Source organism: Paenibacillus dokdonensis, assembly GCF_004916975.1.
Classification (GTDB): Bacteria; Bacillota; Bacilli; order Paenibacillales; family Paenibacillaceae; genus Paenibacillus_AQ; species Paenibacillus_AQ dokdonensis.
The window spans coordinates 3,786,208-3,810,446 of record NZ_STGQ01000001.1; the positions used below are offsets into that span (position 1 = coordinate 3,786,208).

A 24,239-nucleotide genomic window follows, 5' to 3' on the forward strand; every position below is an offset into this window, starting at 1 on the left:
ACGATCCTATGAATACATTAGAGAAAACAAAAAGGCAGTCCCAAGTCAAAATGTCTTGGACTGCCTTTTCTTGAAGGCTCTATATCATATGGGCTGCAGCAAGCAGCCGCTGAAGAGTAAGCTCCTCAGTGGATCGAAAGACGATATCGGCTCCAGACGGCTTGAGAATTCTGTCATCGCCAATTCCTACCGCATACATGCCGGCTGTTTTGATAGCCTCAATACCAGCCTGGGAATCCTCAATCCCGATGCAAAATGACGGCTTGGCTCCTGCCTGCTCTGCACCCTTCAAGAAGATATCCGGCTTTGGTTTGCCGGGAACCCCGCTTGGATCTACAATGGAATGAAAATAAGTATTCAGCTGCAGTGCCTCCAGAATCAGCGGTGCATTTTTACTGGCCGACGCAATCACTGCCGTAACCTTGTTCTCCCGAAGTTCTAGAAGAAGCTCCTTAATCCCAGGGTAAGTATCTTCAGGCGTAAGGTTTGCCAAAAGAGATACATACTCATCATTTTTTTCCCGGGCAAGGCCTTCCTTCTCAGCCTGTGAATACTTCTGCTCCTGCTGCCCGTGAATCAAGATCCGCTCCAGTGACTGCATACGCTCGATGCCTTTAAGCGACTCATTAAAATCACTATCAATCTCTATTCCGATCCGATCCGCCATCTGCTTCCATGCTGTAAAATGATATTTTGCTGTGTCGGTGATGACCCCATCCAGATCGAATAATACAGCCTGCAATTTCATTGTTATGCCTCCTTGATTGCCTACCCCACATCTAGGCTTTACAGCGTAATCGACATCTGCGTCTCTTCCGATATATAAGTGTGACCATTCCACTCCAGAACAATCTTGTATCCGGATGAATTGATGATATCCGCCTGCAGCGTTCCCTGATTACACAACAGCATAATATCAACCGTTGCGTCTCCGATCCGCATATGTTTTAACGCAATTTTTTTGCCTTCCCATTCCGTTGGGATCAGCGGTGCAATATGCAGCGTACGCATATGTGCCATCGGCTTGATCCCTATAAAATGACGAATGAGCGGAACCGCCATCGCGTACACCGTCCAAGCCTGCACTGCACAGCCATAATCCGGTGACATTTCGTTCATGGAACCTGGCAAAGCCATGGAGAATGTGTCCATCATCCGCTGCAGCAAATCCAGAGCTGCATCCGCATTGCCGTAAGCAGCCTCCGCGGCGGCATGCACTCCTGTAGAGATCGTCATGATCTCATTCTGGTATAACCCGGATAAATACGTGCCGTAATTTCCGATAAACTCACCGGTGCGCATCCGCTCCAGAGCACGTCTTCCCTTCTCTTTGTCAGCAATTCCCGTTTCCATCGGAGTCACGATGACCCAGTTTTTGTTGAGAAGCCAGCCGCGGTCAGCATTCTCATCTTCATGACCGCCGAGCAGCCCTTCCAAATACTCACGATATCCCGAAATACCATGTTTTTCAGCAATACGGACCAGGTGATCCACCTTCGGAATAATATCCTTTTTCGGAGCGACCGCATCAGCGAAGAGGCCTTCGCCTTCTAACCAGTACATATCGTTAATTGCTGTTTTCATCCGGTTTGCGAGTGCTTCATATTCATCAGCATTCCCTGTATCCCCGAGCGTCCGGCTCATTTGAGATAATGCCCCTGCTGCTTGTGCCGTATATACTGCGGAGTCAATCAATTCCATGTTAAGTCCGGAGATTTCGATGATGCCGTAGCCCGAAGGGAATAAATCCTGGTCCGGATCCATTTCCTGAAGCAGCCAGTCAAAACCTTTGACGCAAATCTGGTAATTTTCCTGCAAAAAGGCGATATCTCCCGTCCAGCAGAACATATCCCAGATCAATGCAATAAAATGAGCCGTTTCCTGCGTGTTTCCAGGATTCGCTACGGCACCCATCGTCGTAATTTCATGGACAATCCTCCCGTTGCCGTTGGTTTCCCAAGACATCCTGCGCAGAATATCCACGGTATCTTTCGCAAGCTGGAAATCCCCGATAGCCATCAGCCCTTGAATGGAATAAGAGTTGTCACAGCCAAACCACCAAGGATAATGCGGTGAACCAGCGGTCAGCCCCCTTCCAATAAAGTCCACACGCTGTACGAGCCACTGGGTGTTCCATTTTACCCAACTGAAAATATCATTGAGCCGACTCTCGCCTTCCACCTCAAAATGGGACATCGAGTCAACTTGCTCGTACTTCTCCATCTTTTCGGCGAACAGCTGTTCATGGCTCTGCAATCGGGCATACGTGGCTTCACAATCATCCCTTGAGGTATAAGATCCGGCAATATAAATATAAAATGTGTACACCGTACCTGGTGCAAGTGTTATCTCTGATGTGATTGATAGCCCCGTTCCTTTGCCCGCTGTCCATTCCGGTCCAATCAGATCATCCCCCGAGTTCAGCTGCTGCCCCGTGACACCAGGCATATCTGCTCCAACCATAACGTACCATTCATTTCCACTGTCTTTAGCCATTCCGGTCCAATCGGATGCCGCTACAAGGCTATCCTTCTGCCCGTCCTGAATTCCGATTTCCTCTGAAAACCATACAGGCCGGAGGTCGGTTCGGCAAAGCAGTTCAAGCTCAAGCTCCGTAGGCTGATCCGAATAGTTATGAAGTTCGTAGCGTACGACCATGCCCTTTTCAAGCTCCGGTGCAAACTGGGTTCGTTTAATCGAAATCGGAATATGCCCGAGGCCATGGTCGTAGCGGAATTCACTTCCCCACGCGTAATTAATGAATTCATCGGCTTTTGCCCACACGGAAATATCACGTTTTTTATCTTTTACCCGAAGCCAGAAGCCGTCCAGCAGCTTGATCGGATGAAGCCAAATACCGCCCATTTCTCCTGCAAGATGATGCCCGAAATCCGGGAAATATCCATCCTGCGTCCCGATGGTTTTGATATATTCTCCTGACGTTAAATAAACCGGAAACGGATGTCTGCTGCTCACCTGCTTCATCAAATTCCCCTCTTCTCTCCGTAATCATTTCACAGCCTATCCCTTCATGGCTGACGACAAGGAAATACCTTCGATAAAGTATTTCTGTAGGAAGAAAAATACGATAATGGCCGGGAGCATAATCAGCACCGTTGCCGCCATCAACATATTCCATTCCACATTGTACAAGCCCTTGAACATGGATAAGCCGAGTGCAAGTGTATACTTTGTATTCGTATTCAGATAAATGAGCGGTCCCTGGAAGTCATTCCACACACCCATAAAGGTAAAGATGGAAACCGCAATCAGCGGAGGCTTGCTCAGCGGCAGCATTATCCGTGTGAAGATGCTCCAGCGAGATGCCCCATCCATGAATGCTGCTTCATCGAGGTCCTTAGGAATGCCGCGCATGAACTGACGGATCAGGAAGATGTTAAATGCCCCTCCCCCAAAGAACGCCGGAATGATCAGCGGCAAGAAGGTGTCCACCCAGCCGACTTCCTTGAACATGATAAACATCGGGATCATGGTGACCTGTCCTGGCAGCATCATTGTCGCGAGCAGGACCAGGAACAAAAACTTCTTCCCTCTAAATTTGAAACGAGCAAAACCGTAACCGCACAGCGCTGAAGAAAACACCGTTCCGATCATGACCGGAATGAGGATCAACACCGTATTTTTAAGGAACAGAAAAAATGGAACGGCTGTAACCGCATTTTTATAGTTATCCCAGTGCCATATCTTCGGAATGAAAGAGTCCTGGAACACTTCCGCCGGTGATTTCAGCGAGGTAGACACCGTCCAGAGCAGTGGAACAAGAACAATCGCGGCCCCCGTAAGCAATAGAAGAAGTGTAATGATCCGTGCCAAACTCCACTTATGATGTATGGTATGCATAGCGTTTCCCCTCCTTAGTCTCGTTCATCATCGCCATTGTAGTAGACCCACATGGAAGAGCTGCGGATGACAATGAGGGTGAAGATCATGATGATAGCGAACAATATCCAGGATAATGCCGAGGCATAACCCATTTCATAGCTCACGAACGCCTTGTTGTACAAATACAGGTTATAAAAGAGTGTTGAATTCAGCGGCCCACCGTTGGTCATAACAAAGGCCTGCGTGAAGTATTGAAACCCGCCGATAATCCCCATGATGAGGTTGAAAAAGATCGTCGGCGAAATCATTGGCACGGTTACGCTCATAAATCGCCGGATCGGACCCGCACCGTCGAGCTGAGCTGCCTCATACAGCTCATCCGGAACGCCTTGGAGACCGGACAAATATATGATGATGGTATTGCCCACGCCCCAAATTCCCATAACGATTAATGCCCCGAGCGCATAGCTTGGATCCTGCAGCCATGCTGGCCCGTCGATGCCGAACCATTCCAGCGCACGGTTCAGGATGCCATACTCCGGATTAAAAATCATGATCCACATCATGGAAACGGCCACGGCTGGGATAACGGAAGGCATAAAATAAATCATTCTGAAAATCTTCATACCCCGCGTGCGCATATTAAGCAGTAATGCAATCAGAATCGAAACGACTTGGTACAGCGGCACCGACACCAGTGCAAAGATAAACGTGACTTTAAGCGATTGGTAGAATAACTCATCATGAAAAATCGCCTTGAAATTATCCAGTCCTACAAACTCGATGGAGCCAATCCCCGTGATGATGTCCCATTTGCTGAAGGAGAGTACAAGAGAAAACAGCATCGGTCCTAGTGTAAATATTAATAATCCGAGAAACCAAGGAAGAATGAATAAGTAGCCAGCTCTCTCTGATCGTGAATTTCGCATGGAGACCTCCTTGACTGTACAGATGCAGTAACGGTCCAGATACGGACCGCCTCATCCAAAGTAGCGCAAAGGGTGAAACGGTTTTACCGCCGCTTCACCCTGCCGCCCTATTTCTTAATTTTGCTATCTACTGTTTTAGCTGCTTCATCCAATGCATCCTTGACCGTGGATTTATCGAGCAGTACTTTTTCAATCGCTTTATTGAATTCTTCTGTAAAGATTGGAGCATTGGCAGAACGCATGGAAATCGGTTTTTTCGCATAATCCATCATCTCGATGACAGGCTTGTCGACGACTTCCTTGCTCTTCACTTGATCAAGCTCAGCAACGGTAGCAGGCAGCACTTGACCTTTTTCGGAACGGGCCTTCTGTGCTTCAGTGCCGGACAACCATTTCATCAGCTCAAAGGCTTCCTTCTTATGCTTGCCGTTGGCATTCATAGCCCAGCCGGCTGCTGCGATAATGCTGGCGCGCTCGCCTCCCTCACCCGTAGGAATGAGAGCTGATCCGTACTGTACATCCGACTTATCGAGATCACCCTTAACCCAGCGTCCCGTAACCATCATGGCCAGCTTATCCGTCATGAACATGGAGGAATCCCCGCCAAGCGTCTCGGTATCCTGCGGAGTTGGAGATACGCGGTCATCTCCCTTTGTCATCGCCACATATTTCTCCATCGCTGCAACCGTTTTGTCACTGTTCATGAAGCCTTCCGCTTTTGTTCCATCCTCATTACCGATATCCGTACCATTCAGCCACAGATAAATGTAGATTGGATATTCCCATTTCGTCGCATTGAAGCCGAATTCCTTAACCTTGCCTTTATCATCCTTCTTGGTCAGCTTCTTCGCCGCGCTGATCATATCATCCCAAGTCCATTTAGCATCCGGATAAGGGATTTTCGCCTCATCGAACATCCGCTTGTTATACCAGAGAGCAAGCGGGTTAAAGTCTTTTGGCAGATAGTAGAGCTTATCATTGATCTTGCCCATATTAATCAGATCAGGCTGGAAGATATCCGTCTTGAATGAACTGTCTGATTTTAAGTAATCGTCTAATGGCTCAACAACGCCCTTATCAACATATTTGAAGTAATCGCCTTCGCCGATCAGGAAGACATCAGGTGCCTGGCCTGCTGCGAGCGATGTCGTCAGCTTTGTTCCGTAACCGTCACCTGGTACCGGCTCAAAGGTAACCTTGATATTGGGATGGGAGTCATTAAATTGATCAGCCAGCTTTTTCTCTACTGAATCGGCTGTGAGCTCTCCCCAAGTCGTAAATTTCAATTCAACGACTTTATCAGTACCACCATCATTTTTGTCATCCTTGCCAGAGCCGGCTTCTTTGGAAGTTCCGGATGAACATGCGCTCAGCACCACGCTGAACATTAAAATAAATGCGAGACCTGCAGACCATTTTTTCATAAAAATTGACCTCCCCGAATGATAATTAAATGTGTATCATTTCAAATTGCAGCTGCCCGGTAAAACTCACCTTTTTTCCATAAATGACAAGATGTACTTCGTCTGTGCAATCGGTTTTGATCTCCAGCTGATTCTTCGTGATGATACACTCCAGCTTCGATCCCTTCCAATACAGTGGAAAGGCGAGCCGATGCCATGATTCAGGCATTCTCGGATGAAGGTGAAGCTCTCCATCCAGCATTCGTACGCCTGCGAATCCCATAACAACGCATTGCCAAATCCCGCCGAGGGAAGCGGCATGAACGCCAGCATCTGATGAGTGCTCATGCGGTCCCAAATCGATTTCGGTAGCCCTGCGGAAAAGCTCATACGCCAATCTTTTATCATCAAAATCGCTTGCCAGAATACTGTGTGTCGAAAAAGATAATGAGGAATCATGCAGCGTTTTGGGTTCGTAATAATCATAATTCGCCCGCTTCAGTTCGGGTGCAAACCGGTTCTCCAGCAGATAAAACAACATCAGAATGTCAGCCTGCTTGGATACCTGCATTTCATTAACCTGATCAAGACTGTAGTCCTGGAATAACGATCCGACCTTGCTCTGCGATTTATACGGTGTCAGATCAAGAAGCTGCTTCTGCAGATAGTTGTCATCCTGAGCAATAATTCCCCGTTCATCCGGCTTCGGAAGGTAAATCGCATCCGCCTTCTCCTGCCATTCTTGTGAAGAATGCGCCAGATTGAGTATGGAATCCAAGCGGCTAAGCAGCTCTGGATTACGGGTCTTCAGCTCATCATAATAGTGGAGCGCTAGCTGCATATTAAAATGCGCCATATAATTTGTAAACGCATTGTTGTCCACATGCTCCTTGTATTCATCCGGACCGATAACCTCGTTGATCTCATATCTGGAAGCCTCTTCATTCCATTCCAAACGGCTGGCCCAGAAGGTAGCCGTATCGAAGATCATCTCGTAACCGCATTCATCCATGAAACTCTGATCCCCGCTAGCCTGATAATAATGCCATACTGCATACGCAATATCAGATGTGATATGCTGTTCGATAAAACCTGACCATATCTTGGTCTGTTTACCTGTAACGATATCTACAGCACCCCATACGGGTGTCACTTCTCCATCGCTTGGCCAGGCCACTTCCCAAGGATACATTGCTCCTTCAAATCCGTTCTCCTTTGCCTTCCTTCTCGCACCCTCAAGACCAAGATATCTGTATTCAAGGAGCGATCTAGCAATTTTCGGCTCACTGTAAATAAAGAATGGAAGGATAAAGATCTCGGTGTCCCAGAAGGAATGCCCTTTATAACCTTCGCCGCTGAGCCCCTTGGCTCCGATTCCCATACGGTGATCATGTACCGGAGTCATCACCATCAAATGATAGATGGCGAATCTGAGGGCCAGCAAATCAAAGCGGTTCGTGGAATCAATCTCAAAGCTGTATCTGTCCCATATTGCCGCCCATTCCTGCTGATGCTGTTCAAACAACCTGTCATACCCCGCCGCTTCTGCCTGCTTAAGCGCTTCCAGCGAACAGCTGCGAAGACTTTCGAGATTTGCAGATGCATGGGAATCCGAATCGCGGCTGGTATGAACCTGGACCAGCTTGTGCATCTCAAGTGTCTGCCCGGCCTTCAGTTCCATGGTGTATGCCATTTCCATCTTGCGGCGTTCAATCTCCATTTGCGGTTCCAGATCAGCTTGGCATCCGTCAATCCAGAACTGATGCAGGGCGCTCAGAACAAAATCAACCTTGGATTCCGTCGTCGTCTGAACCAGCTGGAGATATTTTTTATTAAATATGCGCTTTTCGCCTTCATGAAAATGCTGGCTGCCCGAGTTGCTCATCTGTGCATTAATACCAGATGCCAGGCGGAGCGTTATACCTTCATCCAGCGGTGTGACCTGAAGCTTTATTCCAATCAGATGAAGATCATGCTTTGAGACAAAACGCCTGAACTCAAATTGGATTCTCTTTCCCTTATCACTCCTCCATACGAAGGTACGGATCAGCTCGGCATCACGCAGATTCAGTGTGCGGTTATAATCGGTGACATTTCCGGTCTCCAGGGAGAACCGCTGCCCGTCAATGAACAGTTCCACCTGCGTCACATCTGCTGCATTCGGAAGCTCCGTTACCTCCAATTCGTCAAATCTGTTGAACGTTCCGTTCACAAACAAATTCCGGGTTGCCCCTATATAGGCTTCCTCTGTTGCCGAACGAAGGCCCATATATCCATTGCCAAGGGACATGACCGATTCGCATTTGCCTTGAGCCAGTGAATTAAATTCCGTCTCCGTAAAGCTCCACTGCTCCAGTTCGGACCTCTGTATGGCATTGTAGCTAAGCATGTGTCTCAACTCCTGTCTGTGTCTAAAGCCTTGATCCCATTAAATCGAAATCGATTTCGAATCCCTCAAAAAAATATTCACTTATTCTGAAAGCGCTTCCGGTGAGATTATAGCATCGCCACAGATTCCCTGTCAACCAGCTGATAGGAAATTCTCTGATGCCGTCCTGCTTCCTTCTTTTCAAGGATACGAATAACCTGCTCGAAAGCCATAAAAGCCATGTGTTGAAAATCCTGATGAATGGTTGTAAGCCTTGGAGTTGTATAGCTGGATAAAACGATGTCATCGAAGCCGACGATAGATAATTTCTCAGGAACATGAATATGAAGTTCACGACACCTGCTCATGAATCCGATCGCCATCAAATCACTGGCAAAAAAAACAGCCGTCATCTCTGGATGGGCCTGCAGATAGGTTTCAGTCAATTCATAAGCATATTCCTCGGTATAATCACCATTCACGACAAGAGATGAATCGTAAGCTATGCCGCTTTGTTCCAGTGCCTGACGGTATCCTTCCTGACGCTCCTTACTTACAACTGCATAGTTGTGTCCGTTCACCATACCGATATGGCGGTGACCATGGTTGATCAAATGCTTTACGGCGCATTTTGCCGCTTCAACGTTATCAGTCATTATGGAGCCGGTATGAGTCCCGGTAATATCCGCATCAATAACGACGCAAGGAAAATTGCTGTCCACGATTTCCAGAAAATACGGATCTGTCGTCTTTAACCCGGTAATGACGGCTCCGGATACCTTATGCTCTTTGCAGAACTGCCAGTAGGATTTATCCTGCTGTTCAGACAAGCTGCGGGTGTAGAGCAATACTTCATAATTGTAATGTGACGCCGCCTCAAAAATCCCCGTCATCATCTTGAACAAAACGCCATCTTTGCCGTTGGAATACTCAAAATTAGAGAATATAAGTGCAATGGATTTTGTTACCTTTTGCTTCAGATTTTTGGCCAGCATATTCGGAGAATAGTTCAGCTCCTCAACGGCCCTCAGCACTTTCTTCCTTGTCTCTTCACTTACATCGGTATATCCGTTTAATGCTTTGGAAACGACGGTAGTCGATACATTCGCATGCTTTGCCACATCTTTGATGGTTGTCATGAGGTTCACCTCCTGTATTCAGAATTTGTGCATTGATCACATATTCACATATTAAATCATAGTGCCGATATCCTGTCAAAATTGAAAATGCAAGCATGGTATAGCTGAGAAATCCAGTATTCACAAATCTCCTTTTAAAGTATAATTATTCCAGATGAAGCCTTACGAAATCGCAAATAGACAAGGGGGGACACCGATGTACAAGGTTTTTATCGTCGATGATGAAGCGGTTGTCCGGGATGGGTTAAAAAGAACGATCAACTGGCAGGAGCATGGCTTTGAGCTCATCGGAGACTATGCGAATGGACGCGAAGCGCTCGATGTCATGGAACATATGGTACCGGATGTGATCATATCCGATATATCCATGCCGTTTATGGATGGTCTGGAGCTCGCTGCCGCCGTGTCGAGAAAATATCCATATGTGAAGATGATTATCCTTACCGGCTTTGATGAGTTTGAATATGCACAGCAGGCCATCCGGCTGAAGGTGTCCGATTTCATTTTGAAACCGATTACGGCTCATGAAATGAGAGATTTGCTGCACAAGGTCAAGCGTGAAATGGACGAGGTAGCCCAGCAGCATGAGGACTTAAGCCGTCTGTACCATCAGCTGAAGCAAAGTCTGCCACTGCTTAAGGAGCGCTTTTTGGAGCGGCTTGTCGTGAATGGCCTCAGGACTTCAGAGATCGAAGAACGTTTTCAATATTTCGGTCTCGCCCCGCTTTCTCCGCTTCAGCTCGTGATGGTGGCAGATATCGATGATTTCGGCATGCGAACCATCCGGACCGATACCGGACATGATACCGAAATTCTGCGCTATGCCGCATTTAATGTTTTCGAGGAAATAGCCATCCGTGAGAATTTGCTGCTTTTTCGGACACGGGAAGAGCGGCTGGTTTTGGTGTTCTCCGGTGAGGCAGAGGAAAGCGCTCTCTACGAGCGATCCTATCAAATTGCTGAAGAAGCCCGGTTTTATATCGATAAATTTTTAAAATTCACCGTCAGTATCGGTGTCGGACAAGCCTGCAGGTCGGCTGAGGAGCTGCCACTTTCATATCGAAGCGCCCTTTCCGCGCTGGATTACCGTTTTTTGCTTGGCAAAAACCGCGTGCTCAGCATTTTGGACTTTGAAGGCAGGCCGGCATTTGAGAACCATTCCCGGAGCGATTGGGACCGGCAATTGGCCTCCGTGGTCAAGACTGGCTCCGTGCAGGAGGTTCATCAGCTCATTCATGAATTTGTAGCGGATCTAAAAGAAAGCATGGCGCCGCTCGACTCCTGTCTTTTGCATATTCAGAAGGTGATCCTTTCACTGATGAATACGACACGGGAGCTGGGTCTTGAGGGCAGTCGCCAGATCCAACTGACTGATGTGTATAAATTCAAGACCTTGGACGAGATCGAAGTTTGGCTTGAAGAGACGGTATCCTCCGTCATGACATCCATCGCGGATAACCGCAACCACTACACCCTGACACAAATCCGCAGAGCGGTTGAATATATCGAAACCCATTATGCTGAAGAAAAAATGTCGCTGCAGGATCTATGCCGCCATGTGTTGATGAGTACCAGCTATTTCAGTCTGGTGTTCAAGCAGCATACCGGCGAAACCTTTGTCGAATATCTGACCCGGATCCGGATGGAGAAGGCCAAGGAAATGCTCCAGCACACAACCATGAAGTTTTACGAAATTGCCGGGAAGGTCGGCTACGGGGACCCGAATTATTTCAGCATTCTGTTCAAAAAGCATGCCGGCATGACACCAAGGGAGTACCGTGACCGGCACGCCAAGGAGAGCTGAGCCTGATGTCCAAATATAAAAAACGAGCCTCCTTCATTCCCTTCCTGCCGTTCAAGAGCATTCAGTCGAGCATTTTTTTTACTTTCTCCTGTCTTATTCTGGTTACGGTCATGGTCATCAGTTTGAACAGCTATCATTTATCCGTTGATGCGGTTGAAACAAATTCTCAAAGCTATGTGCAGGAAATTATCAAGCAGGTTAATTCCAATATTCAGTCCTACATCGACAACATGGAAAATATCAGTATTCTGGCGATGACCAATAAAGACGTCAAATACTATATTTCAAACAACAGCTTTATCAGCAAAAGCGACCGCAGGCCTTACGAGAAACGGATCTCGGACTTATTCCAGGCCATCCTATATTCGCGCAAGGACATCTCGGCTATTATGGTCTTCGGTTATAACGGCTTTTCCGTTTCGGATCGAAGGATCACCCTCCTTAATCCGTACACTAAGCTCGAAGAGCAGTCCTGGTACAAGGAAGCGAAGAGCAAGGGCGGCCAATCGGTCATCTCTCCTCCGCATGTCCAAAACATTATCCAAAATGAGTACCGCTGGGTCGTATCCCTGAGCCGGGAGCTGAAAAGCACGGACGGGATCCGCGGTGAAGGTATCTTTCTCGTCGATTTGAACCTTAGCATCATCAACGACATTTGCAACCAGATCAATATGGGCAAAAAGGGTTATGTCTTTATCGTCGACAACAACGGCAATATTGTTTATCATCCGCAGCAGCAGCTAATATACAGTAATTTACGTTCTGAACAGATTTCGAGGGCGGCTGCGGCCAAGAGCGGCACCTCTTTTACCGTCGATGATGATAAAGGCAAACGCATTTATTCTGTCCAAGACACGAATTTCGGCTGGAAAATTGTTGGCGTTGCTTATACGGAAGACTTGATTGCCAATGAAGGCACGATCCGCAATTCGATTGTAATGTACGCCATTATCGGTATCCTTTTTTCACTTTTATTATCACTGTTCCTATCGTACCGCATGTCCAAGCCTTTGCGGATATTGCAGCGTGATATGAAGAAGGTTGAACGAGGCAATTTCGATGTCCGGACCAATATTGAACCCATTAACGAAATCGGCCAGCTCGGACGTTCTTTCAATTTGATGCTCGCGCAGATCAAGAATTTGATGCAGGAGATCATCAACAATCAGGAAAGCAAAAGAAAAAGCGAGCTTATGCTCCTCCAATCTCAGATCAATCCCCATTTCCTGTACAATACACTCGACTCGATCATCTGGATGGGCGAACAGAAAAAGAATGAAGAAGTCGTACTGATGACTTCGGCTTTGGCAAAGCTTTTCCGTGCAAGCATTACCAAGGATAAGGAGCTTGTTCCCATCCGGGTGGAAGTGGAGCATATCACCAACTATCTTTTGATTCAGAAAATCAGGTATGACGAGCAGCTTGAATACGAGATCGATATTTCTGAAGATATTATGCATTACAAGACCCTGAAAATCCTTTTGCAGCCATTTGTGGAAAACGCGATTTACCATGGCGTGCGCAATAAGGCGGAACCGGGTAAAATTACGATTCGCGGGTGCGAGAAGGATCAGGTTATCATTTTTGAAGTCGAGGATGACGGCATGGGCATGACTCCGGAACAGCTGGAAGGCATCTGGACGATACATGACAAAGAGCACAGAACGAAGACGACAAGCGGAATCGGAATCGGTAACGTGAACGAGAGGGTCAAGCTGTTCTTTGGCAGCATGTATGGTATTCAAATCCAGAGCGAGCCGGAAGAGGGTACGACCGTGACCATCACCATTCCGAAAATAAAGGAGTAGCAGCCTATGCGAATACAACGTGCCACTCTACTCATGACAATCATTTTTATTGCATCTGTTGTCTATATCATTTTGTACTTCAAGCTGTTTATCCCGACTCCGGAGCAGGAGCGCAATATCACAGTGATCCTTAAGGAGCATAATATCCATTCGGATTTTTGGCAGACCGTAAGTGCCGGGGCCGAAGCGGCTGCCAAGGTATCCGGAGCAGAAATTACGATTACCGGCCCGCTTCAGGAAACCGATATCGAAGCACAAATCAGGCTTTTGGAAGAGGTTCTGGAGCGAAAACCGCAGGCTGTCGTGATCGCACCGATCAATGATGACCGGGTCACAACGGAATTAAATAAGATTCAAGAGGCCAAAATACCGCTGGTCATCATTGATACACCGGTTAGTCTGAACGCCGCCCCGGCCATAGTCTCCAATGACCATATTGCTGCAGGCATGCAGGCAGGAAAAGTGACGCTAGAGCAGACCGCAAACCATCCTAAATCGGTCATCATCAGTGATTTCGTCACTTCGGGTGTATCCAAGGAGAGGGAAAAAGGTGTCCACAAGGCTCTTCTCCCCTATACTGAAAGCGTATACGGCACTTATTACTGCTCAGATTCCGAGGAACGCGCCTATATGATTGCCAAAATGATGATGAAAGATCATAGTGATCTGAACGCGATTATCGCCCTGAACGAATCGGCGGCACTGGGAGCTGCCAAAGCCATTAAAGATGCCAATAAAACCGGTCTTGTCAAGCTCATTGGCTTCGATACATCTATTTATGAGATTCGCCTGCTGGAGGAAAATACGCTGAATGCGACCATAGTACAGCAGCCGTTCAACATCGGTTATTTGGGAGTACAGACCGTGCTGGATCTTCTGGACGGAAAAAGGGTCAAGCCGGTAACCTACACGAACTCGATCGTTGTTACGAAGGAAAATATGTATTCTCAGGAAAATCAAAAGCTGTTATTCCCTTTTATCGATAAATAACCATCCATGGATCCTAAAAGAAAGGGGTGTGAGCCAGATGAACTCCCGCCTGCTAACCAGCCTGGCAAAGTTATCCTTCTTCCTCTTGGTCATACCACCAATGCTCCTCTCCTGCTCAAGCACGGATCAATCTAAACAAACAGTGAAGCCAAAAGAGGATCCGCCGGCGCTCATTAACTTTGTGGCATCGGAATACAGCTCGCAAACCAGACCACTGCTCGAAAATCTGGTACAGGACTTCATGCTTAAAAATCCGGATATCGTGATTAACCTTCAGGTTGCGAACTGGGATATTCTCGATATCATCTATACCACCATGATCAGCAAAAATCAGCCGCCGGATCTCCTCAATACGAATGTCTACACTCATTTCGCCAATGATGGTCTGCTGAATGACATGGATGATATCATCTCACCCGAGTTGAAGAACAAGTTTTATCCTGATCTGCTGAAGCTGGACAGCTGGAACGGAAAGCAGTATGCCATTCCTTATGTATCTTCGACCCGAAAGCTGTATTACAATAAGGAACTCTTCCGTGAAGCGGGCATTGCCTCATCTCCGAAAACATGGTCCGAGCTTAAAGTGGATGCCGGCAAAATCAAAAAGACCGGCAAGGCCCGTGGCTTTGGGGTTGATTTGACCGACAATGAAATCCAGGCCTATCTCTCATACTTTTTCCTCGGCGCAGGCGGCGGCTGGATCAAAGACGGAAAGTGGACCATCAATTCGCCTGAAAATGTGGAAGGACTGACTTTCCTAAGGGACATGTATGTTGAAGGCTTAACCGATTCCGATCCAACAGTGACCACCCGGGACGAGAAGCAGCGCGTGCTTGGTGACGGGAAGCTTGGGATGATGATCTCGGGTAATTATTTCAATTTGGTCGTTCCCCGTGAATTTCCGGATTTAGAATACGATAAAGGACCGATCCCCGTAAAGGATGGGGTCAAGCCGATTAATTTTGGTGTCCAAGACACGTTGGTTTCCTTCAAAACCGATCATACGAACAAGCAGGCCCTTTCCAAATTTCTGGACTATCTGTACTCCAGCCCGATCTATGAGGAAATTATCCAGCAAGAAGGCTTCTTGCCTGTAACTCAGCTTACGGGCGAGCGTTTGGGATCAGCCAATATGGATATGAAGGCAGATTTAGCCGCTTTGCGAAGCGCGAGCTACTATCCAATCCAACAGCCCGAATGGCAAGCCGTGATGGATACGGCACGGAAAATGGGAGATGCGGTCCTCCATGATCATGTTTCGCCCCAGCAGGCGTTGGATCAGCTTCAGAAGTTTGCCGAAGAGGAGCAGCAGGAGATTAAAAGCCATCATCGGCAGTAAGGAAAGGCATCTATCGACCGTTCTTCATACGCTGCATTCTTCATGAATCTCTAAAAGAGCCGGACAAACGTCCGGCTCTTTTTTCGTGTTCTTACGAGCTTTTTTCAGCATCCCTTCTATTTTGGATTGTCCCGAATAAGTTATGAGTAGATTTATACGGAAAATTTTCGAGAAAAGAAAATAACAAAGAATTCGTGGAAGAATTTCGATGGAGCCGCACGTCCAGTCTCACTATGATAAATGTAGGCGCTGTAATTCAAGACAGTAGACAAATATAGCGTTGAACATTATCTAAGGGAGGTTAGCCTTTATGGTTTCAAAAACAAGATTGGCTGCGCTGGGTATTGCGGCTTTGTTGGCTGTAGCTCCACTTGCAGGCTGCGGAAGTTCCAAAGACGAAGCTACCAAACAACCGGAACCCGCAAAATCAGAAGAACCGGCTAAAACAACGGATGAAGGAACGAAAACAGCAACTGACGACGGCGCGAAGAAACTGACAGGTGATTTTGAAATCCAGTACTTTGTTGGCGGTTACGGCGACAAATGGTGGAAGAAAGTCATCGCTGATTTCCAAGCTGCAAACCCGGATCTGAAGATCAAAGAAAGCGGCGGCCCTAAAATCAACGATCAAATGAAGCCCCGCTGGGTTGGAGGCAATCCGCCGGATTTCGTATACATCGACGGACCTAACTTGAACGACCGCCAAATGGTTGAAGACGGACAGCTCGAAGATCTGACCGACTGGCTGAAGGATGCCAAAAATATCGATGGTGAGAAAATCACGGATATTCTGGCACAACCTGCTCAGGAGTTTGACGGTAAGGTGTTTGACATCCCTCTCGTACTAAACTCTTGGGGCGTATTTTGGGATAAGGCACTCTTTCAAGAAAAAGGATGGGAAGAGCCAACCGACTGGCAGTCCTTCCTGGCTGTGAGCGATAAGATCAAAGCCGCCGGAACGACACCTTTCATCCATACAGGTAAATATCCTTATTACATCAACGGTGCTATTCTGTATCCGGCTATCGTTTCTGCTAATAACAACGACATTTCAATCCTTCAGGACATGGCTGCTTCCAAAGTCGAAGCGTTCCAACAACCAGCCGTGCTGACAGCATTGAAAAAAATCGTGGAGCTTCGCGATAAAGGGTTCATTGACAAAGCTTCCATCCAAATCAACCATACGGATTCCCAAATGCTGTTCCTGCAGCATAAAGATGCTTTCATTCCGAACGGCCTCTGGCTGCCAAACGAAATGGCTAAAGACATTCCAGGCGGATTCTCCTTCGGCTTCATTCCTTCGGTTACTCAAGATGCCGGCGGCAAAGTCGTTGCGAACACTTCCACGGCTAACGTAGCTATTGCGAAAAATGCGAAAAACAAAGATGCAGCAAAAGCATTCTTACAATTCGTATTCTCCAAAGCTCAAGCTTCCCAATGGGCAGAGCTTAGCGGCGCTCCTTCCAACATCAAAGGCGATATCAGTGCTTCCAACGCGCCTAGCCATGTTAAAGACGCAGCTAAATACCTGACCGATGCTAACACTGTCGTTGTACCTGCCATCACGTTCAACGCCGATGTTGATAAAGCAATGCAGGATGCTACCGACGCTTTGACTATCAGCAAAATCACCCCAGAACAATGGGTTGAACGTGTAGTAGAAGTAGCAAAAAAGGCAGCTAAATAATCATAAATAGCTACAGACGATAGAGACGGAGGATGACGAGGATATACTCTTCGGTCATCCTCCTTAAATTATTTTGGAAAGGCAGGTTTAACCGGATGAAATTGGGAACAACCAAGTGGCAGCGTAACCTGTTTATCGCAACCTTCATACTGCCTACGTTTCTGTTCTTCTGCGTGTTTACAATATATCCCGTTGCACAGGCGATGTATTATTCATTGTTTGACTGGTCCGGATCGTCGGATAACAAAAAGTTTATCGGTCTGGACAACTTCAAAGAAATGATTCACGACCCCATTGTATGGAACGCGATGGGCAATGATTACTTCCTCGTCATCGGGAAAATTATCGGCATTATGATTCTGGCAACCTTTTTTGCCATAGCATTGACCCGGTTTCGCTTTAAGCTTTCGAATTTTTTTCGGTCCATCTTTTTTATTCCGAATGTTATTTCCGTTGTCGTTATCGGCGTACTTTGGAACTTCATTTATAACCCTCAGATCGGATTTTTGAATTCTTTCCTCTCCTTGTTTACGAAGGATAAGGTAGACATTACTTGGCTCGGCTTCACGAATCATACGATTTGGATGCTGCTGCCGCCGGCCATCTGGGCCGGGATCGGCTTTTATATGATTCTCCTGATCGCAGCCATTCAAAGCATTCCGGAATCCTATTATGAGGCATCGGGTCTGGAAGGCGCAGGTCAATGGACACAGTTCCGTTACATCACCCTGCCGCTGATCTGGGAGCAAATGAAAGTATCTATTTTGAATATTATGATGACAACGCTAAACGGATCCTTTGTCATCGTTTTGATTATGACAAATGGCGGACCCGACAATTCGACACAGGTCATGGGTTCCTACCTATATCAAATGGCGTTTAGCCAGTACCACTTCGGTTATGGTGCAGCTATCGGCGTATTGATATTGATCGCTTCACTCATTACAACCGTTATCATGCAAAAATTAATGCATCAGGAAACTATTGAGGTCAGCTGATTTCCAAATGCCCAGGAGGAACCAATTATGAAATCAGGCATTTCAAACCCGATTATCAAAATCATATTCTATGCCATTCTAGTGATATGGGGAATTTCCGTTCTTTATCCGCTTCTTTGGACGCTGCTGGATGCCCTTAAGAACAACGATCAATTTTTCCGGAAAATGCCATGGTCGCTGCCGGACTTCCCGCTGCTCTGGAGTAACTTTACTTATGTGTGGAGCGAATTCAGCTTCGGTACGTACTTCACGAATTCGGTTGTCGTTACCCTTGGTTCGACTCTGCTAGGATTGTTTCTGGCAGCCTCAACCGCTTATGTTTTGGCACGCTATCCTTTTAAAGGAAGCTCTGCGCTTTTCCTGCTGTATATTTCTTCCATGATGATTCCTTTCAGCTTGGCATTGATTCCTTTATTCTTCTTGTTAAATTCCATGCACCTGACGAACTCTTCCTTTGGTCTGACTCTGGTATATGCGTCTACCCTGATCGCCTTTGGTATCTTCGTATTGGTTGGTTTTTTCAAGAGCTTGCCTAAGGAATTAGAAGAAGCGGCTTCTATTGATGGTGCATCATACTACGGAATATTTTTCAGAGTTATGCTCCCTCTTTCCCAGCCTGGACTGATCACCGTCGGCATCGTCAATGTTCTGAATATATGGAATGAATATATCATCGGAACCATACTGGTGAATGATCCTGTACACTACACCTTGCCTGTCGGCATCGCTATGATGCAGGCACAGATGCAATACCGTACGGAATGGGGTCCACTCTTTGCAGGACTACTTATCACGATCGTTCCTATACTGGTTATGTATATGTTCTTCCAGAAGCAGATTGCCAGCGGAATTACGGCAGGCGCCGTGAAATAGCCGGAATACGGCTGATTACTAGCCATGAATATCATATTGAACAAACCTTAGTCTGGTGAATCCATGCTAAGGTTATTGTTTTTTCGGGGCTTAATTTACATTTATCTCCATCATGAAAAGGGAGCGGGCAACGTGTCAAACGATATACGAAAACTGCTGATCATGAACATCATCAGCTCGATCATCTCCATATATATCGCCATCTTCGTTAATTTGTATATATGGGAGTCCAATCATGGAATCGGTGAAGTTTCCCTTTATAATCTGTCCATGTACATATGCTGGGGGTTGACGTTTGCGCTAGCCTCAAAGCTCATCAACAGATATTCCATCCGGGTGCTGCTTGCGATATCAGCTGTATGCGGAGCCTTGGCGTTCATCTATTTAATGACCGTTCATCTCGATAACCGGCTGCTCTGGATCACGCTGCTCGGGATTCCGGTTGGCATGATGTTCGGATTTTCCCAATCCTCGCAGAACTTAGGAATCGCCATGCAGGGAAAGGAAAACGAGCTCGCGCCCTACTTTGCCGCTGTTAATATTACATCACAGGCGCTGAATATGGCCGTTCCCATCCTTTCTGCTGCGGTCATCCAAGGTTTTGGCTATAGGGGATCATTTATTACAATGTTGATCTTTATCATTGTGATGCTTATCTATTCGTCGAGAATGCCGCGGATCTATCTGCCCCCTCAGGCTTCGGCCATCGAGATACGTGAACCTATCTATACCTTAGGCTTCCGATCGGCCTTTGGCTATCCTGGTGCCAAATGGGTTCTGCTTTCGCTGCTTGCAGCCGGAATCTTTCTCCAGTTTCAGAATTTGTTCGCCCTTCTGTTCACCTTTTCCGTCACACAGAACAAACTATGGATTTCATTATTGAATCTACTCTATACCCTGTCTTCCCTGCTTGGACTTTTGCTGTACCGCCGTATCAAATTCAATGAAATGAAGTGGCTTTGGATAGGGACGCTGCTGCTTGCCTTCGGGTTTCTGATCGCTCTTCTTCACAATCCCATCATGCTGATCGCATCCAATGTCTTTACCTCCGTCGGCATGTTCTACTTTTCTATCGTATGGAACGCGCAGCAGTTCAAATATATCAAGCATCTGAGCCCCGCCACCAAGCGAACCTTTCTCGTGTGGAGAGAATGTATTCTCGTATTTACACGCTGTCTGCTGCTAAGCCTGACCTTTTCGCTGACCGAAATGCGGGGCATGGCCTTCGGTATCATCGTGATGATCACGATTGCGTGCCTGGTCGCTATCCCTGTATTCCAGAGGCTTGCCGGACGTGAGAACAGTAAAATGAATCAAACACCTAACTCCAGTAAAACCGAGCAAATGACAGTGTAGATTGGTTTATAAACGAAAAAAAGACTCCCGCCCGGAGTTAAATCTTAAACCGGGACAGGGAGTCTTTTAACACTCCGGAAAGTACTTGAAGCTTCTTGGACAGATGAACCAGACCTGTGCTGATGCCAAGCTGTTCGTTACTGAGTGATGCTACTTCTTCAGAGGTAGCCAGTGATTGATCCGATACGATACTGACACCCATCATCGCATCTGACAGCAGCAGTTGGGACTGCTCCAGATCAAGGATAGAACTGTTAACAAGCGCTAAATGACTCATCAGCTCACCCATTTGCGAACCTACCTGATTAAAGAGCATGTCGGCGTTTTTCACCGATGAGATTTGCTGCATAAAGATAGGGCTTGAATCACTTAACACCAAGGCGGTTTCCTCTATATCCTGTTGAATGGCTTCTGTGATCTGACCAACGGCATCTACCGACCGCTTGGCCTGCTCGGACAGGGCACGTATTTCGTCAGCCACCACTCTGAAGCCGTTGCCATAACTCCCCGCTCTGGCTGCTTCAATCGTAGCATTCAGGGACAATACGTTTGTTTGCTTCATCAATTGTGTCAGCATTTCCAGTACCTCGGAAATAGACTCCGTGCTTTTCTGCAGCTTCGAAACCTTGCCGGTGATGGAGCTAATTCGTTCCTCCATATCCCCGGTTTTCTGAATCAGCTCGTCCATATACTCCGTTCCCATACGGCTGGTTCCATTTACATCCTCCGCAAGATTCTGCATTTCCCTGCTGGTCTGGACAAGGGTTGCCGTCTGTTCCTTAGACCTTTGCGCCAACAGTTTGCCATGCTCTGCATCGCTTGCCAGCCCTTCGCCGCCTTTGGCGATATCTGAGGTGGCAGATGCAATTTCCTTTGCAGTCTCTTCTGTATTCAGGGATACATGAGAAAGTTCACTAGCCATTGCCAGCATCTCAGCAGCAGAGTCTCCTGTATGATGCACTAGATCGGTTAAATGCAGCATCATTTCATCAAAGCTTCTGCCTACCTGGCCGATTTCGTCCTTCGATGACGCATTGGTTCTGACCTGCAGGTTGCCGTCGGCCCCCTGTTTCATCAGCTCCCGCAGACTGTTTAGCGGTTTACCAATCATTCTGGCCACCAGCCAGCCCATCAGAATAGCCAGAATAAACGCACAGCCAACCACCCACAGCGTTGCTTGGAAAATCAGCTTTGTATCCTTCAGCATCTCACTCACCGGAATCATTCCGATGGTGAACCATCCGTTCGTTTCTGATTTAGCCATCACAACCTGTTTGGATTTATCCGGAGTGAGAAAAGAATACTTTGGATTGCTCATCCCTTCGGGAGGAAGTGAAATACCGGACTTTTTACCAAGCTGTGAGGATGCGTTACTGTAAATAATCTGGTTCTGGGGGCTAATGACCTGAATGGCGCCTCCGTCACCCATATGCACATTCTCTACCTGTTCCTTAATGGCTGCCAGGTCGATATCAATAAGAATGACACAATATCCGGTGGATACTCCTTCCCCGGAAATCACTCTGCCCAGCGTAATGGTCGGATTCGTATTCCGGTTTCCATCCAGATTGTGATCGATCCAAACGGATTGTCCGCCGCTCCCCATGATTTTCTTAAACCAGTCTTCACTGCTGTAATTTTTACTCGCCAGGAGTCCGGATAGCGTTGGAACGATCGTCCCATCGGTTTGCAGCACTTCAATGGAAGTAATATAAGTATCTGAAAACATGTACGATTGCAGTATGGTATCCAGTGTATCCGCAAGCTGCGTATATTCAGCAGGATTATCCCTTTGATCTAACATTTCAAGGACTGTATTCTGCATCGGTTTGTCGACCATCATCTGCAGCAAAATCTTATTAAATGAATTGTACAGAAAATCGAGCTTCTGACTCGTTTGCAAAGCGGTCTCCAGATAAGCACTGGTGACTTCACGTTCTAACGCTCTCTTGGAGATTTGATAAGATACTACGCCTGTAACCGCCACAAAAGCAATGATGGCTGCGACAATAATCAGCGCAATCTTCGTTCCGATTGACCGCAGCGGGTTCCATCGGAACGGTTCTCTTATAGATTTCCCATGCATTGGCAAGTCCCCCTATATTACCGTACAGTCTATTTAAATGGTATAATCTTACTATATCGGTCTTTACGGGCGCTCTCTATGGATTATCTTCTTCATTTTCTTGAAATTATTCTCTTACCGATCCGTTCATTCGAAATCGATTAAACCTTTGTTTCGTTGCCGATAATGGAAATGTTCCATACTTTTTAAGTTGACTATGTGCGGCAGATTCATCTACAATGAAATATGATAAATTTACAAGACAGGTGAAAAAATAATGACAGCATCCAATGATTACCGTATTTTGCTATATTATAAATTTGTAAGCATTCCTGATCCAGAACAGTTTACAGCTGAGCACCTTCAATATTGTAAGGATCTTGGCGTCAAAGGACGCATTTTGATAGCTTCGGAAGGCATTAACGGAACTTTGTCCGGCACTGTGGAACAAACCGAAAAATATATGAATGATATGAAGGCCAATCCATTGTTCGCCGACACCGTCTTCAAAATCGATGAGTCCGAAGGACATGCGTTCAAGAAAATTTTTGTGCGCTACAAGAAGGAACTGGTCACTTTCCGTTATGAAGAAGAGCTTGACCCCAATGTCATCGGTGGCAAGAGACTGTCTCCGGCAGAATGGCATGAAATGCTGCAGAAGGAAGACGTTGTTGTCATTGATGGCCGTAATGATTATGAGTATGAAATCGGCCATTTCAGAGGCGCCATCCGTCCTGATGTTGGTTCGTTCCGCGAGTTCCCTGAATGGATTCGCAACAACATGAGTGAATACAAGGACAAAACGGTACTCACTTACTGCACAGGCGGCATCCGCTGTGAAAAGCTGACCGGCTTCTTGATTAAAGAAGGCTTCCAGGATGTATCCCAGTTGGAAGGCGGCATTGTCACCTATGGTAAGGACCCTGAGGTTCAAGGCCATTTATGGGACGGCAAATGCTACGTGTTCGATGAGCGCATTTCGGTGCCGATCAACCGCACGGAAGAGGATACGATTATCGCCAAATGCCTTCACTGCGGCACAACAGAAGACCGTTACATCAATTGTGCGAATCCGGTATGTAACAAACAGCATGTTTGCTGCACCGATTGTGAAGAAGAGCATCAATCCTTCTGCTCGGATGAGTGCAGAGAAGCTGTTTTGGCTGTGCAGGCGTAAATTACAAGTTCGCTAAATAATCAGGTGGCTGTACTGTGGGAATGTTTTGATTCCTTCGGGATGGCCACCTGTTTTTTGTTTGGAGCATGTGGAGCGTTTGGAGCGCTGCGAGGTCAGACGATGCTCCCATCGCTGTTGTCAATCCGGAGACAAAGGCGACCGCTGCCGCTTGTCCGCATTCGTCTGTCCTCTTCGCTACTTCGAGAATACCCATTCTTTATAGCATTCGGTAGTACCGCATAGTAGCGGAGAGAACGAAACGATTCCGAAAAAGCGTAGCGGTCGCCTTTGTCATCAAATTTCTACTTCAGATAAATTAATTCAGGAAATTTGATGACAACAGCGATTGTAGGAACGTTTCGTACTCGGAGCGTCTCATCAAGCGCTAAGTCCTATTTAAAGAGCCATTTCATTCTAATGTTAACTTCTTAGCAATATGTACACTACAAAAATAAAGGCT

17 protein-coding genes are annotated in these 24,239 nt (G+C 46.8%); 9 read left to right on the plus strand and 8 right to left on the minus strand.

The window, feature by feature from the left end; translation table 11 throughout:
* Positions 1–79: 79 nt before the first annotated feature.
* The 7 genes from pgmB to E6W40_RS17575 form a co-directional block, all read right to left on the minus strand.
* Positions 80–748 carry a beta-phosphoglucomutase gene (gene pgmB, locus E6W40_RS17545; RefSeq protein WP_211147021.1) on the minus strand — a complete coding sequence of 223 codons (669 nt, stop codon included), beginning with the start codon at positions 746–748 and terminating at the stop codon, positions 80–82.
* A gap of 38 nt (positions 749–786) precedes the next feature.
* Positions 787–2,985, minus strand: a complete 2,199-nt coding sequence (locus E6W40_RS17550; RefSeq protein WP_136606637.1) for an alpha-L-rhamnosidase-related protein — start codon at positions 2,983–2,985, stop codon at positions 787–789.
* 36 nt (positions 2,986–3,021) lie between these two features.
* The gene (locus E6W40_RS17555; protein WP_136606638.1) at positions 3,022–3,861 is read right to left on the minus strand and encodes a carbohydrate ABC transporter permease; all 840 of its coding nucleotides are present in this window, start codon (positions 3,859–3,861) and stop codon (positions 3,022–3,024) included.
* Between the two features lie 14 nt (positions 3,862–3,875).
* A complete protein-coding gene (locus E6W40_RS17560) occupies positions 3,876–4,772 on the minus strand; it encodes a carbohydrate ABC transporter permease (RefSeq protein WP_136606639.1) in 897 nt (298 codons plus the stop codon).
* Between the two features lie 107 nt (positions 4,773–4,879).
* Positions 4,880–6,196, minus strand: a complete 1,317-nt coding sequence (locus tag E6W40_RS17565) for an ABC transporter substrate-binding protein (RefSeq protein ID WP_136606640.1) — start codon at positions 6,194–6,196, stop codon at positions 4,880–4,882.
* A 25-nt stretch (positions 6,197–6,221) separates the two neighbouring features.
* Complete coding sequence (locus E6W40_RS17570) at positions 6,222–8,564, minus strand: glycoside hydrolase family 65 protein (protein ID WP_136606641.1); 2,343 nt, start codon at positions 8,562–8,564, stop codon at positions 6,222–6,224.
* Positions 8,565–8,671: 107 nt separating this feature from the next.
* On the minus strand, positions 8,672–9,682 hold the full coding sequence (locus E6W40_RS17575; RefSeq protein ID WP_136606642.1) for a LacI family DNA-binding transcriptional regulator: 1,011 nt from the start codon (positions 9,680–9,682) through the stop codon (positions 8,672–8,674).
* 196 nt (positions 9,683–9,878) lie between these two features.
* Between E6W40_RS17575 and E6W40_RS17580 the strand changes: the two genes are divergently transcribed.
* The 8 genes from E6W40_RS17580 (at position 9,879) to E6W40_RS17615 (ending at position 20,537) form a co-directional block, all read left to right on the plus strand.
* Positions 9,879–11,486 (plus strand): response regulator transcription factor, encoded by a 1,608-nt coding sequence (locus tag E6W40_RS17580; RefSeq protein ID WP_136606643.1) that lies wholly within the window; start codon positions 9,879–9,881, stop codon positions 11,484–11,486.
* A gap of 5 nt (positions 11,487–11,491) precedes the next feature.
* On the plus strand, positions 11,492–13,294 hold the full coding sequence (locus E6W40_RS17585) for a cache domain-containing sensor histidine kinase (protein WP_136606644.1): 1,803 nt from the start codon (positions 11,492–11,494) through the stop codon (positions 13,292–13,294).
* A 6-nt stretch (positions 13,295–13,300) separates the two neighbouring features.
* Positions 13,301–14,284 carry a substrate-binding domain-containing protein gene (locus tag E6W40_RS17590; protein WP_136606645.1) on the plus strand — a complete coding sequence of 328 codons (984 nt, stop codon included), beginning with the start codon at positions 13,301–13,303 and terminating at the stop codon, positions 14,282–14,284.
* A 37-nt stretch (positions 14,285–14,321) separates the two neighbouring features.
* Positions 14,322–15,623 (plus strand): extracellular solute-binding protein, encoded by a 1,302-nt coding sequence (locus tag E6W40_RS17595; RefSeq protein ID WP_136606646.1) that lies wholly within the window; start codon positions 14,322–14,324, stop codon positions 15,621–15,623.
* Positions 15,624–15,933: 310 nt separating this feature from the next.
* Complete coding sequence (locus tag E6W40_RS17600) at positions 15,934–17,310, plus strand: ABC transporter substrate-binding protein (RefSeq protein WP_136606647.1); 1,377 nt, start codon at positions 15,934–15,936, stop codon at positions 17,308–17,310.
* Positions 17,311–17,405: 95 nt separating this feature from the next.
* Positions 17,406–18,308 carry a carbohydrate ABC transporter permease gene (locus E6W40_RS17605; protein ID WP_136606648.1) on the plus strand — a complete coding sequence of 301 codons (903 nt, stop codon included), beginning with the start codon at positions 17,406–17,408 and terminating at the stop codon, positions 18,306–18,308.
* Between the two features lie 27 nt (positions 18,309–18,335).
* The gene (locus E6W40_RS17610; RefSeq protein ID WP_136606649.1) at positions 18,336–19,181 is read left to right on the plus strand and encodes a carbohydrate ABC transporter permease; all 846 of its coding nucleotides are present in this window, start codon (positions 18,336–18,338) and stop codon (positions 19,179–19,181) included.
* Positions 19,182–19,313: 132 nt separating this feature from the next.
* Positions 19,314–20,537 (plus strand): MFS transporter, encoded by a 1,224-nt coding sequence (locus tag E6W40_RS17615; protein ID WP_136606650.1) that lies wholly within the window; start codon positions 19,314–19,316, stop codon positions 20,535–20,537.
* 37 nt (positions 20,538–20,574) lie between these two features.
* On the opposite strand, the gene E6W40_RS17620 is transcribed toward E6W40_RS17615, so the two are convergent.
* Positions 20,575–22,623, minus strand: coding sequence for a methyl-accepting chemotaxis protein (locus E6W40_RS17620; RefSeq protein ID WP_136606651.1), 2,049 nt, complete (start codon positions 22,621–22,623; stop codon positions 20,575–20,577).
* Between the two features lie 256 nt (positions 22,624–22,879).
* On the opposite strand from E6W40_RS17620, the gene trhO reads away from it, so the two are divergent.
* Entirely contained in the window at positions 22,880–23,779 is a 900-nt protein-coding gene (trhO, locus tag E6W40_RS17625) for an oxygen-dependent tRNA uridine(34) hydroxylase TrhO (protein ID WP_136606652.1), read from the plus strand.
* The last annotated feature ends 460 nt before the right edge of the window (positions 23,780–24,239 follow it).